The organism is Vannielia sp. ABF1_015 (genome assembly GCF_056160745.1).
On sequence record NZ_JBSWXT010000001.1, the window covers coordinates 519,897 to 534,224 of the forward strand.

The following is a 14,328-nucleotide window of genomic DNA, read 5'->3' on the forward strand; positions in this document are numbered from 1 at the left end:
ATATAAGGGCGAAGGGGGGCAAGGCAAAGGGGCAGTGCGTGACAAGACGATTTGGAGAGCCTGTGGAGGCGGGGCGGCGCTATGTGCGCAGGCCGGGGATTTATGCGTTGCTGCCCTTGGGTGGGCGGGTGCTGGTGACGTTTCAGGAGGAGCCCAAGGCGGAGTTTCAGCTCCCGGGTGGCGGGATTGATCCGGGCGAGCAGCCGATGGCCGCGCTGCACCGCGAGGTACTGGAAGAGACCGGCTGGCGCATTGCGCCGCTACGACGGCTGGGCGCGTTTCGTCGGTTTACCTATATGCCGGACTATGAGCTTTGGGCCGAGAAGATTTGCACCGTGGTGCTGGCGCGCCCGGTGCGCCAGTTGGGGCCGCCCGCCGAGCCGGGACACTCCGCTGTTTGGCTTGACGCGGATGAGGCCATTGCGTTGCTTGGAAACCGGGGAGACGCGCATTTTGCTGCGCGGGCACTTGCCGGGTTGCGTTAGTTGATTGCCTTCGGGCCATCGAATTCGAAGAGAACGGCGGAGACATCATCTTCAAAGTCCTGCGCACCGGCGTATTCTGACAAATCCCATGTCAGCGCTTCCAGAAACCCCGGCCCTCGGGTGCTGGCATTGCGGCGCAGCAAGGCTGCCAGCCCGTCTTCGTCAAGCATCTGGCCGTTCGGGTCCATCGCCTCTGTCAGGCCGTCGGACATGAGAAAGAGCTTGTCACCGGGGTTCAGCTGGCGGGAAATCTGCTCGAAGCTGGCCTCTTCCACCAGGCCAACGGGCATTCCGCCCTCGCCGATGATCTCGATTGCACCAGACGCCCGCAAGATCATCGGGTGGGGGTGGCCGGCCTGCACGAGGGTGAAGGCCCCGGTGGTGAGATCAAGATCGACGTAGGCGAGCGTGAAGTAGTGCGCGGTTTCCAACTCGGTGAAGGCAAGGCGATTGAGCGTGGCGGCAAGCTCGGCCGGGGGAATCGCATCGTATAGGCCAAGCTCGTTTTCCATCATGGCGACGTTTTGATCTGGCGAGGTGGGCGAGAGGAAGCCGGCGAGCCGGGCGGTCATCAAAGCGGAGGAGACGCCATGGCCGGACACATCTATGCCGAATAGGCCAACACGATCGGAGTTGATCGAGAAAAATCCGACAAGATCGCCGCCCACATGCCCGGAGGGACGCAGCAGCAGGGAAACCTGAGAACTTCCGAAGCTGCGAAACCGCTCTTTCACGAGGGATTGCTGGAGTTTGCGGGCCTCTTGCAGATCTCTGTCGAGCGAATCGTAGAGCGATGAGATCTGGCCGAGGGTTTCGGTGACGAGGCGGTTCTTTTCCACCAGTTCGGCGTGAATACCAAGAATACGCTCGCCGGCAGCCATGCGGGCCCGAAGCTCATCAGGTGAAATGGGTTTGGCGAGGTAGTCATCAGCCCCGGCATCCAGCCCAGCGGCGACCTCCTCGGTGCTGCTCTTGGAGGTCAGCAGGATGAAGTAACCGTAACTTTCACGCGGAATGGCGCGGAAGATGGTGCAAAACTCGATCCCATTCATGCCGGGCATCATCCAATCGGAGAGCACAAAATCCGGCGGATCGACGACACAAATATCAAGCGCTTCCTTTGCGCCGCCTGCCTCGCGCACGGCATAGCCCCATTTGGTGAGCATCGCAGACAGGATCCGCCGCTGCATCCGACTATCATCGACAACGAGAACCGTGCGCTGCCTGGCAGGCGAGGAACGCATGGGGGGCGCGGGCTTTGCGATGCCTGTTTGCAAGGTGTGTCGTCTCTTCTGCAACTGCTCGGATGGTTTGGCAGGGAGGCGTTAAGGTTGGGTGAAGCGGATAAGTTTTTGGGATCAAGTAATCTTCCATCAACCGATGGCGCTTAGTTTTGCTCGGCAAGGGCGTATCAGGAGTTTGGTATGATTGATTGGGCGCGTGTGTCCGAACTTCGGGATGAAGTGGGCGATGAAGCCTTTGAGGAGGTGACAGAGCTTTTTCTTGAAGAAGTTGAGGAGGTGTTGATCAAATTCGAGGCCGGGCAATCTGCCAGTTGGGAGGAGGACTTTCACTTCCTCAAGAGTTCGGCGCTTAACATGGGCTTCACGGAAGTTGCCCAGCTTTGCCAGGATGGAGAACTGCGTGCACGGGACGGCGGCGCGGGCGCCAGCGAGGCGGCGGCTGTGGTGGCGAGTTTCCGGGCGTCGCGGGTGGCTTTTGAACAAGGGCCGCACGCCTGACAGCCCCTTGGATTCCCCCTCGAAAGGGCATAGACCGCCGCCTTGAACGCAAGACGACGGAGCGCCCGGCACATGACCGCCCCCAAGAAAGTTGTTCTCGCCTATAGCGGCGGGCTTGATACCTCGATCATCCTCAAATGGCTTCAGGTGGAATATGGCTGCGAAGTGGTGACCTTCACCGCCGACCTTGGCCAAGGCGAAGAGCTGGACCCGGCGCGCAAGAAGGCAGAGCTGCTGGGGATCAAGCCGGAAAACATCTTTATCGAGGATGTCCGCGAAGAGTTTGTGCGCGATTTCGTCTTCCCGATGTTCCGCGCCAATGCGGTTTACGAAGGGGTCTACCTGCTGGGCACTTCGATTGCGCGCCCGCTCATTTCCAAGCGGCTGGTTGAAATCGCCGCCGAAACCGGGGCCGATGCCGTGGCTCACGGCGCGACCGGCAAGGGCAATGATCAAGTTCGGTTTGAGTTGAGCGCCTATGCTCTGAACCCGGAAATCAAGGTGATTGCCCCATGGCGGGAGTGGGACTTGAGCAGCCGGACCAAGCTGATCGAATTTGCCGAGCAACACCAGATTCCGATTGCCAAGGACAAGCGTGGCGAAGCGCCGTTCTCGGTGGATGCGAACCTTTTGCACACCTCCTCGGAGGGCAAGGTGCTGGAAGACCCCGCCGAAATGGCGCCTGATTACGTGTATCAGCGGACGGTTCACCCCGAGGATGCGCCGGATAAGCCGGAGTTCGTAGAGATCGGCTTTGAAAAGGGCGATGCCGTCAGCATCAACGGCGAGGCGATGAGCCCGGCGACCGTGCTGACCAAGCTGAACGAGCTGGGCGGCAAACACGGCTGCGGTCGGCTCGACCTTGTGGAAGGCCGTTTTGTTGGCATGAAATCGCGCGGGATCTACGAAACGCCGGGGGGCACGCTGCTGCTTGAGGCGCACCGCGGGATTGAAAGCATCACACTCGACCGAGGGGCAATGCACCTGAAGGATGAGCTGATGCCGCGTTATGCGGAGCTGATCTACAACGGCTTCTGGTTTAGCCCGGAACGCGAGATGCTGCAGGCCGCCATCGACCACAGCCAAGAGCATGTGACCGGCACGGTGACGCTGAAGCTCTACAAGGGCTCGGCGAAATGCGTGGCGCGGAAATCGGACCATACGCTCTATTCCGAAGCGCATGTGACCTTCGAAGAGGACGCGGGCGCCTATGATCAGAAGGACGCGCAGGGGTTCATCCACCTCAACGCGCTGCGCCTCAAGCTGATTGCTACGCGGAACAAGCGGGTCGGCTAAACGCAAACGGGCGGCACCCGGAGAGAGTGCCGCCCGACTGCTCGAAACGGGTTACGCTTACTGCGCGGTGATGGTCGTCATCACCAAGTTACCTTCGGGCTTGATTGGGCCGTCTTCCTTGGCGCCGAGGGTGTATTCGAAGATACCGGTTTTCATGCCACCCGCTTCGGAGTGAACCATCAGCATCAGCATGTCGCCGGGGGCCACTTCTTCGGTGAGGATGGCGGCGACGTCCATGTTTTCGCCCATGCGCAGGGGCGCGTGGCCAACCACGGGGCCGGGCTTCATGTCGGCGTCGGTGCGGTGCACCACGAGCCATCCGTTCTCGCCGGCGACGACCTTTTCAGCCGAAACAACGCCGTTTTCGACGCTTTGGTCAGCGGCTTCAACCATGGGTGCCATGGAATGGCTGGCGGCGAAGGCCGCGGTGGAGGTCAGCGCGATTGCGGTGGTGAGGATAAATTTCTTCATGTCTCTCCCTTTCGAATATGGTTTCGATTGTGAAGGGACAGGCACGTTATGCGCCCGCCTTACAGAGAGACACGGGGCGGCGGTGCGAAGAGTTTCAAGAAAGTGTTCGAGCAGCCATATCCGCGTAGAACGGCATTGCGGATCGCGCGAGCGCGGCCTCGTTACCACCCAGCTCAGGCAGCGGACCCTCGGCACCAGCGAAACCGGCGGAGCGGTGAATGGCGCCATACCAATGGGGTGCCCATGTTCCGTCGAAGGGCTTGGGGCCGGCTGGCCATGAAAGCATGGATGGCGTGAAGGCGAGGCCGATCTCGGCGCAGAGCTTTTGTAGCATCGCCTCAGGGTTGGCACGAATATCGGTTGCATCAATGACCGGACCGGGAAAGCGCGCGAAAACTGCGGCGTGTTGGGTATAGCCGATGTCGGACAGTGTTGGGTGCTCTCGCTTTGCGGCATAGCTTGCCACCACACGGGCCGGGTGGCGGATGAGATGAACGTTCACACAGCCTTCAGCCCAATCCAGCGGCATGCCATCGACCATGTGGAGGGCCATGTGCTTTTGGTAGAAGTGGGCCTTACCCCCGGGATTGGGCCCAGCGCATCTTGCGGCTATTTCCGCTGGGTTAGTGAGGTTTTCAGCGAGAATCGCAGCCTTCATGGGGTGGTCGATGCTGGTGGCGGCAAGATAGGCCGCGTAAAAGGGCTCATCCCAGGCCGCGCAATCGCCTCGGGCGGCAAAGGCATACATCATCGCCGTCGACAGGTTTCGCGGGCCTGACCACATGGCGATTTTCATGGCGTCACTCTGTAATCAGCGCGATTTCGGGGCAGCCGGGGGCCAGCTCGTCGGTGCGGAAAATATCATCGAGACCCGGCTCCACGGTTGTGACAGTGCTGCCGTCGAACAGGGTGAGCTCCACGTTCCGCTGATGGTCCTGATAGGCGTACTCCACCTTGCAGGCCTTGAAGAGCGCGCGCGCCTCCTCCCACGTGATTTCACCCGTTGGGGATAGTTGCGGCTCTGTCATGCAGGCCGAGAGGAGAAGTGCGGGGAGGAGGCGTTTCATGCGGGGGGCTCCGTGACGAGTGCTTTGTAGAGGGCGCGGATGCGGGCAGTGAGCGGGCCCATCTCTCCAGTTCCGATCTGGCGCCCGTCTATTTCGCCCACGGGTGTCTGCGCGCCAAAGGTGCCGGTGAGGAAGGCTTCATCGGCCGAATAAGCCTCCACAAGAGAATAGTTCTTCTCGCGGCAGGGGATGCCATGAGCGTGGCAGAGGTCGATCACCTTTTGGCGGGTGATGCCGTTCATGCAGTAGTCGCCGGTTGAGGTCCAAACCTCGCCCTTGCGGACGATGAAGAAGTTGCAGGCGTTGGTTGTGTTCACGAAGCCGTGGACGTCGAGCATTAGCGCTTCATCGGCTCCGGCCTTTTCTGCGGCGATGCAGGCGAGGATGCAGTTGAGCTTGCTGTGCGAGTTCAGCTTTGGATCCTGAGTCATCGGCAGGCCGCGCAGGTGTGGCACGGTGGCGAGGCGGATTGGGCGGGGGATGGAGGGTTTGGAATGCTCCATGATGATCGCCACGGTAGGGCCGGTAACGGATAGGGACGGGTGCTGAAACGGGCGGGTTTTGAGGCCGCGTGTGACCATGAGGCGCGCATGGGCATCTGTGGTCATACCATTGGCGAATTGTGTCTCTGTTATTGCCGACACGAGTTGATCTGCGGTCATCCCGATATCGAGATCAATCGCCTTGGCGGCCTCGAAGAGCCGGTTGAGGTGCTCATCCAAGAAGGTCCAGCGGCCATCATAGAGCCGCAACCCTTCCCACACGCCATCGCCGAGCATGAAGCCGCTGTCATAAACACTGACGAGCGCCTCAGCCCGGGGTTTCAGCGCCCCGTTGAGCCAAATCAGGATGTCGGCGTTTCGCGGGTCATCCTCGGCGGTATGTGTGGTGACATGTTCGTTCATGAATGAAGGCTACGGAGGCGGCAGGATGTTTCCAAGGATAAATACGGTGTGAGGTCACGCCCCGGTGATTGGACGGTGGCATGGGTTCGCGGCGAGGCTCTGCGAAACAGGAGGATGACCCATGTTGATGAAATTGAGGCGCGGACGGCCGATGCTGCTGGCGATAGCAGTTGCCATTGGGGTGACGTTGAATTGCGCACCCGCCAAGGCGGCCGGGACAGAAACAGCTATTTTGGCGGGCGGCTGCTTTTGGTGCGTGGAAGCGGACTTTGAAAAGCTGAAGGGCGTTAAGGAAGTGGTTTCGGGGTTCGCCGGCGGCACCGTGGCCAACCCGACCTACAAGCAGGTGGTAAGCGGTGGCACCGGGCACTACGAGGCGGTGAAGGTGAGCTATGATCCGGATGTGATCACATACGATATGATCCTGCATGCCTTCTTGCGGAGCGTTGACCCGACCGATGCGGGCGGCCAATTTTGTGACAGGGGGGAAACCTACCGGACCGCGATTTTCGTCTCTGATTCAGGCGAAAGAGCTTCGGCGGAAGCAGCAATTGCTGATGCGGCGGCGGCGCTGGGCAAAGAGGTGGTGACGCCCGTCTTGCCCGCCAGTCGGTTTTACGAGGCGGAAGATTATCACCAGGATTATTACAAGAAGGGTGATATCATTCTCACGCGGTTTGGGCCGCGATCCAAAGCGAAGGCCTACAAACTCTATCGAGAAAGTTGCGGGCGCGACGCGCGGGTTCGGCAGTTGTGGGGCTCGGCTGCCCCTTTTGCGGGCGGCTAAAAGCGGCTTCGCCCAGCAGCCACGCTATAGAGTTGCATCGACCTCTGCGCGGGTTGGCATGGCCGGCGCCGCGCCGGGACGGGTGACTTGCAGACCGGCGGCGGCGGTGGCCAGCTCTAACGCTTCCTTGCGCTTCATCCCCTCAGAAAGCGCAGCGGCGACCGTGCCGATAAAGCAATCTCCGGCGCCTGTTGTGTCAACCGGCTCCACCTTGCGGGCCGGGACATGGGTAACGCTGCCATCGCTCTGATCACGCCAGATCGCCCCATCGGCCCCGAGTGTTACGAGCACGTGGGGCACCGGGATTTCTGCGAGCGGCATCTGGTTGCGGCGCTCGAGTTCTTCACATTCGACCCGGTTCATCACGAGCAAGTCGATGTAGGGAAGCATTGCACTAACGGCGTCTGGCTCGAAGGGCGCGGCGGAGAAGATGACGAAGAGGTCTCTGTTCCGGCCGGATTTTGCGACATCCTCGATCAGCGGGGTCTCGTTTTGCAGCAGCAGGATGTCCCCCGATTGGGCTTCCTCCAGCGCGGCTTCCACCGCGTCCAGCGATTGCTCGGCGTTGGCCCCGCGCTGGATGACGATTGAGTTTTCGCCCGTGAGATCGACATAGATTACCGCGTGGCCGGTTTCCGTTTCGACCTTGCGGACACGAGATACATCAACCCCGTAGCCTTCAAGCTGGGCCAAAGACCAGCCGTCGTCTTGCCCGACCGCGCCGATATGCACCGTTTTGGCGCCCGCGCGGGCGCAGGCGACGGATTGATTGGCCCCCTTGCCCCCAAGCCCGACAGAGTAGCGGGTGGCGGCCAGGGTTTCTCCCGGCGCGGGCATGTGGGGCACCTCGTGGATGAGGTCGCGGTTAATCGAGCCGAAGTTGTAAACGGTCACAGCGCTTTCCTGGCTATCCGATCTTGGCTGCGGCAAGCACAGCCATGTTGAGAATGTCGCTCGCGGTGGAGGTTGTCGAGCAGATCTGAATCGACTTGTCGATGCCGGTGAGAATCGGGCCGATCACCGTGGCTCCGGCCATTTCTTGCATCAGCTTGGTCGAGATCGAGGCGGAGTGGCGTGCAGGCACCACAAGAACGTTGGCCGGGCCACTCAAGCGGCAAAAGGGATAGTTGGCCATCTGGTCGAGGTTCATCGCCACATCGACCGTCATCTCGCCATCATACTCGAAATCGGCTCCGCGCGCATCGAGCACCTGTGGAGCCAGGTGCATCTTTTCTGCCCGCTCAGAGACGGGGTAGCCGAACGTTGAAAACGAGAGGAAGGCGACGCGTGGCTCAAGGCCAAGCGAGCGAGCCACGGCTGCACCGCGCTCGGCAATGGTGGCGAGATCTTCTTCATCAGGCCATTCATGCACCAGCGTATCGCCGATCAGCACGATCCGGCCGCGATGCAAAAGGGCGGTGACCGCAACAGCCCCGGCCTCTTGCGTGACGTCGAAGACATTGCCGACAAGCTGCAACGCATGGGCAGATTTGCGCGTGGCTCCTGTGACCAAACCGTCGCCGTGGCCATGGGCCAGCATGAGGGCGCCGAAGACGTGGCGATCGCGGGCGGCGAGGCGGTGGACATCCTGCTTGTCGATGCCTTTGCGTTGCAGGCGAGTGTAAAGAAACTCTTTGTAAGCATCGAGCTGCGTGGTGTTGGCGGCATTCACCACCTCCAGTTCACGCACGGCATCGCCAAGCCCTGCCCCTTCGAGACGCTCCTTTACATCTTCGGCGCGCCCAACAACCAAAGCCTTGCCGCAACCCTGCCGCTGATAGGCGACCGCCGCCCGCAGCACGCGAACATCATCGCCCTCGGCAAAGATCATCCGGGCCTGTGCATTGCGGGCGCGGGCGTGGATGGAGCGAAGAATGGAGGCTGTTGGGTCCATCCGGGCCTTCAGGTGCGCCTCGTAGCCCTCCATATCGACGATGGGGCGGCGGGCAACGCCAGTGTCCATGCCAGCGCGCGCGACGGCTGGGGGGACGATGTGGATCAGGCGGGGGTCAAACGGTGTAGGGATGATGTAATCCCGGCCAAAGGCGAGCTTTCGACCATAGGCCATGGCCACCTCGTCGGGCACATCGGCGCGGGCCAGCTCGGCGAGAGCCTCGGCGCAGGCAATCTTCATTTCGTCGTTGATCGCACGTGCGTTGATATCGAGCGCGCCGCGGAAGAGGTAGGGGAAGCCGAGGACGTTGTTTACTTGGTTTGGGTAATCCGAGCGCCCGGTGGCGACGATAGCATCGGGGCGCACCTCATGTGCCTCTTCCGGGGTGATCTCCGGGTCGGGGTTGGCCATGGCGAAAATGACCGGCTTGTCGGCCATGCTCATAACCATCTGTTGCGTAACCGCGCCCTTGGCCGACACGCCAAGAAACACATCCGCCCCTTCCATCGCGTCTTTCAGATCGCGCAGGTCGGTTTTGACGGCATGAGCCGATTTCCACTGGTTCATTCCCTCGGTGCGGCCTTGGTAGATGACGCCCTTGGTGTCGCACATGATGCAGTTGTCGTGTTTCGCCCCCATGGATTTGAGCAGCTCGAGGCAAGCGATGCCTGCTGCGCCAGCGCCATTGAGGACGATGCGGACATCTTCGATATTCTTGCCGGAGATGTGCAGCGCATTGATGAGGCCGGCAGCGCAGATCACGGCGGTGCCATGCTGGTCGTCGTGGAAGACCGGAATATCCATCATTTCCTTGAGCTGTTGCTCAATGATGAAGCACTCGGGGGCCTTGATATCTTCAAGGTTGATGCCGCCGAAGGAGGGGCCCATCAGCTTGACGGCGTTGATGAACTCCTGCGCATCCTCGGTGTCTAGCTCAAGGTCGATCGAGTCGATGTCGGCGAAGCGCTTGAAGAGCACGGCCTTGCCCTCCATCACCGGCTTGGATGCCAGCGCGCCAAGGTTGCCGAGGCCGAGGATGGCTGTGCCGTTGGAGATAACGGCGACGAGGTTGCCCTTGGAGGTGTAATCATAAGCCGCCGCCGGATTTTCGGCGATGGCCTCAACCGGAACGGCCACGCCGGGCGAATAGGCTAGCGAAAGGTCGCGCTGGGTTGTCATCGCCACGGTGGCGTTGATCTCGAGCTTGCCGGGGCGCGGTTCAAGGTGAAAGTTCAACGCTTCTTCGGGCGTGATCCGTGATTTGGCCATGTTTCTTCTCCTCTGGCGTCCGTTGCGTAACCCGCTTGCGCACGGGCGTCTACCGGGGGTTTTGCCTTCCGGGCGCGGGGGCTATGGTCCGCCAGATAAGCGGACGGGGGCAAGAGTGAGTTCTGCGACAGTCACACCGATGATGGCGCAATACCTGGAGATCAAGGCAGATCAACCGGGTGCGCTGCTGTTTTACCGGATGGGCGACTTCTATGAGATGTTCTTCGACGACGCGGTGGCGGCCGCGGCGGCGCTGGATATTGCCCTGACCAAACGGGGAAAGCATGGCGGCGAAGACATTCCGATGTGCGGGGTGCCGGTGCATGCGGCAGAGAGCTACCTGCTGACTCTCATTCGCAAAGGCTTTCGGGTCGCGGTTTGCGAGCAGATGGAAAGCCCGGAAGAGGCAAAGAAGCGCGGCTACAAATCCGTGGTGCGGCGCGAGGTGGTGCGGCTCGTAACGCCGGGCACACTGACCGAGGAAAGCCTGCTTGAGCCACGCCGCCACAACTTTCTGGCGGCCTATGCCGAGGTGAGGGGCGAGGGCGCGCTGGCGTGGGTGGATATCTCCACCGGGGCCTTCCGCGTTGTACCTTGTGGGCGCGAGATGCTTGGGCCTCAGCTAGCGCGGCTGACACCGCGCGAGGTGCTCGTAAGCGAGCGCGCAGAGGCGTTTCAGGCGGAAATAGTCTCTAATTTGGGCGCTGCGGCCACCTATGCATCCGCTGAGAGCTTTGACAGTGAAAGCGGCAGGGCCCGGCTGTGCGACGCGCTTGGGGTAAAGACGCTGGATGCGTTTGGCAGCTTCGGGCGTGCCGAGCTTTCAGCTATGGGTGCGATCGTGGCCTACTTGGAGTTGACCCAAAAAGGCCAACTGCCGCTTCTGCGCCCGCCGGTGGCCGAGGACATGGGCGGGGTGATGCAGATTGACGCTGCGACCCGGAGAAACCTTGAGCTGACCCGCAGCCTGAGCGGAGGCCGGGACGGCAGCCTGATTGCAGCGATTGACCGGACGCTGACAGCAGGCGGCGGGCGGCTACTTGAGCGGCGCGTGTCCTCGCCATCGCGGAAACTCTCCGAGGTACACCGCAGGCACGACACCGTAGAATGGGCGCTAGATGCCGGGCGGCGGGAGCTGCTGCGGGATGCGCTGCGGCGGGTGCCGGACATGGACCGCGCACTCTCGCGGCTGGCGCTCGACCGGGGCGGACCCCGGGATTTGGCGGCCATTCGTAACGGGCTGACCCAGGCCGAGATCCTCGCGGGATCGCTGGATGAAGAAGTGCCAGACCTTATTGCCGAAGCCGCGCAGGCGCTGCGGGGGCATGATGAACTGACCGACCTGCTGGACGCTGCGCTCGTGGCGGAGCCACCGCTCTTGGCGCGGGATGGCGGGTTTATTGCCTCTGGATACGATGCCGAGTTGGACGAGGTGCGCACGCTGCGTGATGAAGGGCGCGGGGTGATTGCACGGATGCAAGCTGAGTTTGTGGAGCAGACGGGCATTGCGGCTCTGAAGGTGAAGCACAACAATGTGCTGGGCTATTTCATCGAAACCACGGCGACCCATGCCGACAAGATGATGAAGCCGCCCCTCTCGGAGGTTTTCATTCATCGGCAGACCACGGCCAATGCAATTCGCTTCACCACCGTTGAGCTGAGCGAGCTGGAGACGCGGATTTTGAATGCGGCTGGGCGTGTTCTGGAAATTGAAAAACGTCTCTATTCCGCCTTGAAAGAGGCCGTGCTGGACGCCTCCGCCGCTGTTGGCGCGGCCGCACGGGCGCTATCTGAGCTGGATCTTTGCTGTGCGCTGGCTGACCTTGCCAGCGGCGAAGGCTGGGTGCGGCCCTTGGTGGATGATGGTCGGGCCTTCGAAGTGGAGGGCGGGCGACATCCGGTTGTGGAGGCGGCTTTGAGGCGCGAGGGCGGGCAGGCGTTTGTGGCCAATGATTGCGGGCTGTCGGATGGGGCCGAGGGCGCGCATATCTGGTTGCTCACCGGGCCAAACATGGCAGGTAAGTCGACCTTTTTGCGACAGAACGCGCTGATTGCGCTTCTGGCACAGGCGGGCAGCTTTGTGCCGGCACGGCGCGCGCATATCGGGATCGTTTCGAGCCTGTTCTCCCGCGTTGGTGCGGCAGATGACCTTGCCCGGGGGCGGTCGACCTTCATGGTGGAGATGGTGGAAACTGCCGCGATCTTGAATCAGGCGGACGACCGGAGCCTTGTTATCCTCGATGAGATCGGGCGCGGCACGGCCACCTATGACGGGCTGTCGATTGCCTGGGCGGTGATGGAACACCTTCATGACGTCAACGAAGCGCGTGCGCTGTTTGCCACCCACTACCACGAGATGACCGCCCTGAGTGCGAAACTCAAAGGGGCCGAGAACGCCACGGTCGCCGTTAAGGAGTGGGAGGGAGATGTGATCTTTCTCCATGAGGTGCGGATGGGCGCGGCGGAAGCGAGCTATGGCGTGCAGGTCGCCAAGTTGGCCGGTTTGCCCGACGCAGTGGTGACGCGCGCGCGGATGGTTTTGGAGCAGTTGGAGAAGGGCGAGCGTGAAGGGGGCGACAAGGCACGGCTAATCGACGATTTGCCACTCTTTGCCGCAATGCCGAAACAAGCGCCGCCGCCGCCGAAAGCTGAGAGCGATGAGCTCAAGCAAAAGCTCGCCGGCGTATTGCCTGACGAGCTAACGCCCAAGGAGGCGCTTGACGTAATCTACGAGTTGAAGCGGCTGGCAGAGTAAGGGCGGGATAAAACCCGCCCTATAGTGGTTAGCCGGGGTTGGAGCTGACGCCCACCTGCGCGGGCCGCAGCAGCCGGTCGTAAAGCATGAAACCCTCACCCGCGACTTGGATGATGTCACCCTGTTTGGTTTCGGGCAGCGGCGCCTCGAACATGGCTTGGTGATGCTGCGGGTCGAACTTGTCGCCCACGGCGGGGGAGATCCGGGTGATGCCGTGCTTCTCGAAGATGTTGAGCAGCTCGCGCATTGTAAGCTCGACGCCTTCAATCAGGGCAGACATGCCCTCTCCCTTGCCGTCAGACCCACCGGCGGCCTCAAGGGCCCGCTTGAGGTTGTCGTAGACCGGCAGCATATCGCGGGCCAACTTGGAGCCGCCATATTGCTCGGCTTCTTTCCGGTCACGCTCGCCACGCTTGCGGGCGTTTTCGGCATCGGCCAGCGCGCGCATGAAGCGGTCGCGCATTTCATCACGTTCGGCGCGGAGAATTTCGACTTCGTCCATCTCAGCCGCCTCTTCGCCACCCTCGGCAAGCGCGTCGATGTCGATCAACTCTTCCGGATCCTGCTTGGAATCTGCCATGTTCTACCCTTTGCCTCGATCCGCGATCAGCTTTCCGACAAGCTGCGCGGTGTAATCCACGATTGGAACGATCCGGCCGTAGTTGAGCCGCGTGGGCCCGATGACCCCTACGGCGCCGATGATCTTCCGGTCGGCATTCATATATGGAGAAACGACCAAAGATGAACCGGAAAGTGAAAAAAGCTTGTTCTCGGAACCGATAAAAATGCGCACGCCCTCGCCTTCATCGGTCAGTTCGAGAAATTCGGCGATGTCGCGCTTCCTTTCGAGGTCATCGAAGAGGGTGCGGATTCGATCCAACTCTTCTGGCTCCGACTCGGCGAGAAGGTTGGCGCGACCCCGGACAACGAGCCGTTCGTGCGGCTCGCCCTGAGCTTCCCAGATGGCTGTGCCCTCGGCCACAAGATCAGCGGCGAGCGCATCAATCTCCTGCCGTCGTGCACCAATTTCATGCTCGATGAGGCCGCGCATCTCGGAAAGGGAATGACCCTCGGCAAAGGAGTTTAGGAAATTGGCCGCCTCGCGCATGGACGAGGGGGTTTGCCCGGGGGGCGGGGTGAACACGCGGTTTTCAACGTGGCCATCGGAGAACACAAGCACCACAAGCGCCCGGTCGGGACCCAGTTGGACAAACTCGATGTGCTTGATCTCGGCTTCATGCTTTGGCGCAAGAACAAGGCTGGCAACCTGGGTGGTGCCTGAAAGGGCGGAACCGACACGGGAGAGGAGTGAGGTGACATCGGTGGAGTTGCTGCCGAGTGTCGCGTCGATCTTCTCGCGGTCGTCGACCCCGAGGTCGCGCACTTCGAGGAGGCCATCAACAAACATGCGAAGGCCCTGTTGGGTGGGTATTCGGCCAGCAGAGACGTGGGGGCTGTTCAGCAGCCCGAGATACTCCAGATCCTGCATCACGTTTCGGATGGTGGCCGCGGAGACCTTTTCTTCAAGTACGCGCGTGAGCGTACGGGAGCCGACCGGCTCACCGGTTGCCAAATAGCTCTCGACCACCCGGCGGAACACCTCGCGGGAGCGATCGTTCATTTCTTCCAGAAGTTTCGCCGCATCGTTCATGGGGTT

Annotated in this window: 14 protein-coding genes; 5 read left to right on the forward strand and 9 right to left on the reverse strand. The window is 61.4% G+C overall.

The features are described 5' to 3' along the window. Positions 1–38: 38 nt before the first annotated feature. Entirely contained in the window at positions 39–485 is a 447-nt protein-coding gene (locus ACXAG6_RS02605) for an NUDIX hydrolase (protein WP_475334728.1), read from the forward strand. On the opposite strand, the gene ACXAG6_RS02610 is transcribed toward ACXAG6_RS02605, so the two are convergent. Then, a complete protein-coding gene (locus ACXAG6_RS02610) occupies positions 482–1,729 on the reverse strand; it encodes a PP2C family protein-serine/threonine phosphatase (protein ID WP_475334730.1) in 1,248 nt (415 codons plus the stop codon). The genes ACXAG6_RS02605 and ACXAG6_RS02610 overlap by 4 nt on opposite strands. 180 nt (positions 1,730–1,909) lie before the next feature. On the opposite strand from ACXAG6_RS02610, the gene ACXAG6_RS02615 reads away from it, so the two are divergent. Together ACXAG6_RS02615 and ACXAG6_RS02620 are read left to right on the forward strand one after the other, a co-directional pair. After that, positions 1,910–2,227, forward strand: coding sequence for an Hpt domain-containing protein (locus ACXAG6_RS02615; protein WP_475334732.1), 318 nt, complete (start codon positions 1,910–1,912; stop codon positions 2,225–2,227). A gap of 72 nt (positions 2,228–2,299) precedes the next feature. After that, a complete protein-coding gene (locus ACXAG6_RS02620) occupies positions 2,300–3,523 on the forward strand; it encodes an argininosuccinate synthase (protein ID WP_475334735.1) in 1,224 nt (407 codons plus the stop codon). 57 nt (positions 3,524–3,580) lie between these two features. Here ACXAG6_RS02620 and ACXAG6_RS02625 read toward each other — a convergent pair whose 3' ends face one another. The 4 genes from ACXAG6_RS02625 to ACXAG6_RS02640 all read right to left on the reverse strand — a co-directional run bounded on the left by ACXAG6_RS02625 (position 3,581) and on the right by ACXAG6_RS02640 (position 5,966). After that, positions 3,581–3,994: a DUF7282 domain-containing protein gene (locus ACXAG6_RS02625; protein WP_140012489.1), complete on the reverse strand. Its 414-nt coding sequence runs from the start codon at positions 3,992–3,994 to the stop codon at positions 3,581–3,583. Between the two features lie 94 nt (positions 3,995–4,088). Continuing rightward, complete coding sequence (locus tag ACXAG6_RS02630) at positions 4,089–4,790, reverse strand: sulfotransferase-like domain-containing protein (protein ID WP_475334737.1); 702 nt, start codon at positions 4,788–4,790, stop codon at positions 4,089–4,091. Positions 4,791–4,794: 4 nt separating this feature from the next. Then, positions 4,795–5,061: a hypothetical protein gene (locus tag ACXAG6_RS02635; protein WP_475334740.1), complete on the reverse strand. Its 267-nt coding sequence runs from the start codon at positions 5,059–5,061 to the stop codon at positions 4,795–4,797. Beyond that, positions 5,058–5,966: a D-amino acid aminotransferase gene (locus tag ACXAG6_RS02640; protein WP_475334741.1), complete on the reverse strand. Its 909-nt coding sequence runs from the start codon at positions 5,964–5,966 to the stop codon at positions 5,058–5,060. The genes ACXAG6_RS02635 and ACXAG6_RS02640 overlap by 4 nt, the downstream gene beginning before the upstream one ends. 121 nt (positions 5,967–6,087) lie before the next feature. On the opposite strand from ACXAG6_RS02640, the gene msrA reads away from it, so the two are divergent. After that, positions 6,088–6,753 (forward strand): peptide-methionine (S)-S-oxide reductase MsrA, encoded by a 666-nt coding sequence (gene msrA, locus ACXAG6_RS02645; protein WP_475334743.1) that lies wholly within the window; start codon positions 6,088–6,090, stop codon positions 6,751–6,753. Between the two features lie 24 nt (positions 6,754–6,777). Here the strand turns inward: msrA and ACXAG6_RS02650 are convergent, their stop codons facing one another. Continuing rightward, positions 6,778–7,647, reverse strand: a complete 870-nt coding sequence (locus ACXAG6_RS02650; protein WP_475334745.1) for a ribokinase — start codon at positions 7,645–7,647, stop codon at positions 6,778–6,780. 13 nt (positions 7,648–7,660) lie between these two features. After that, on the reverse strand, positions 7,661–9,916 hold the full coding sequence (locus ACXAG6_RS02655; protein WP_475334746.1) for an NADP-dependent malic enzyme: 2,256 nt from the start codon (positions 9,914–9,916) through the stop codon (positions 7,661–7,663). A gap of 139 nt (positions 9,917–10,055) precedes the next feature. On the opposite strand from ACXAG6_RS02655, the gene mutS reads away from it, so the two are divergent. Continuing rightward, on the forward strand, positions 10,056–12,671 hold the full coding sequence (gene mutS, locus ACXAG6_RS02660; RefSeq protein ID WP_475337906.1) for a DNA mismatch repair protein MutS: 2,616 nt from the start codon (positions 10,056–10,058) through the stop codon (positions 12,669–12,671). Positions 12,672–12,699: 28 nt separating this feature from the next. On the opposite strand, the gene ACXAG6_RS02665 is transcribed toward mutS, so the two are convergent. Continuing rightward, positions 12,700–13,251 carry a nucleotide exchange factor GrpE gene (locus ACXAG6_RS02665; RefSeq protein ID WP_475334749.1) on the reverse strand — a complete coding sequence of 184 codons (552 nt, stop codon included), beginning with the start codon at positions 13,249–13,251 and terminating at the stop codon, positions 12,700–12,702. A 3-nt stretch (positions 13,252–13,254) separates the two neighbouring features. Then, complete coding sequence (gene hrcA / locus ACXAG6_RS02670) at positions 13,255–14,322, reverse strand: heat-inducible transcriptional repressor HrcA (protein WP_140012497.1); 1,068 nt, start codon at positions 14,320–14,322, stop codon at positions 13,255–13,257. Positions 14,323–14,328 lie beyond the last annotated feature (6 nt).

Bases quoted from the DNA above. Each gene is read 5' to 3' on its own strand.
- ACXAG6_RS02610 (WP_475334730.1), bottom strand. From the start codon at position 1,729: ATGCGTTCCTCGCCTGCCAGGCAGCGCACGGTTCTCGTTGTCGATGAT.
- ACXAG6_RS02615 (WP_475334732.1), top strand. From the start codon at position 1,910: ATGATTGATTGGGCGCGTGTGTCCGAACTTCGGGATGAAGTGGGCGAT.
- ACXAG6_RS02620 (WP_475334735.1), top strand. From the start codon at position 2,300: ATGACCGCCCCCAAGAAAGTTGTTCTCGCCTATAGCGGCGGGCTTGAT.
- ACXAG6_RS02625 (WP_140012489.1), bottom strand. From the start codon at position 3,994: ATGAAGAAATTTATCCTCACCACCGCAATCGCGCTGACCTCCACCGCG.
- ACXAG6_RS02630 (WP_475334737.1), bottom strand. From the start codon at position 4,790: ATGAAAATCGCCATGTGGTCAGGCCCGCGAAACCTGTCGACGGCGATG.
- ACXAG6_RS02635 (WP_475334740.1), bottom strand. From the start codon at position 5,061: ATGAAACGCCTCCTCCCCGCACTTCTCCTCTCGGCCTGCATGACAGAG.
- ACXAG6_RS02640 (WP_475334741.1), bottom strand. From the start codon at position 5,966: ATGAACGAACATGTCACCACACATACCGCCGAGGATGACCCGCGAAAC.
- msrA (WP_475334743.1), top strand. From the start codon at position 6,088: ATGTTGATGAAATTGAGGCGCGGACGGCCGATGCTGCTGGCGATAGCA.
- ACXAG6_RS02655 (WP_475334746.1), bottom strand. From the start codon at position 9,916: ATGGCCAAATCACGGATCACGCCCGAAGAAGCGTTGAACTTTCACCTT.
- mutS (WP_475337906.1), top strand. From the start codon at position 10,056: ATGATGGCGCAATACCTGGAGATCAAGGCAGATCAACCGGGTGCGCTG.
- ACXAG6_RS02665 (WP_475334749.1), bottom strand. From the start codon at position 13,251: ATGGCAGATTCCAAGCAGGATCCGGAAGAGTTGATCGACATCGACGCG.
- hrcA (WP_140012497.1), bottom strand. From the start codon at position 14,322: ATGAACGATGCGGCGAAACTTCTGGAAGAAATGAACGATCGCTCCCGC.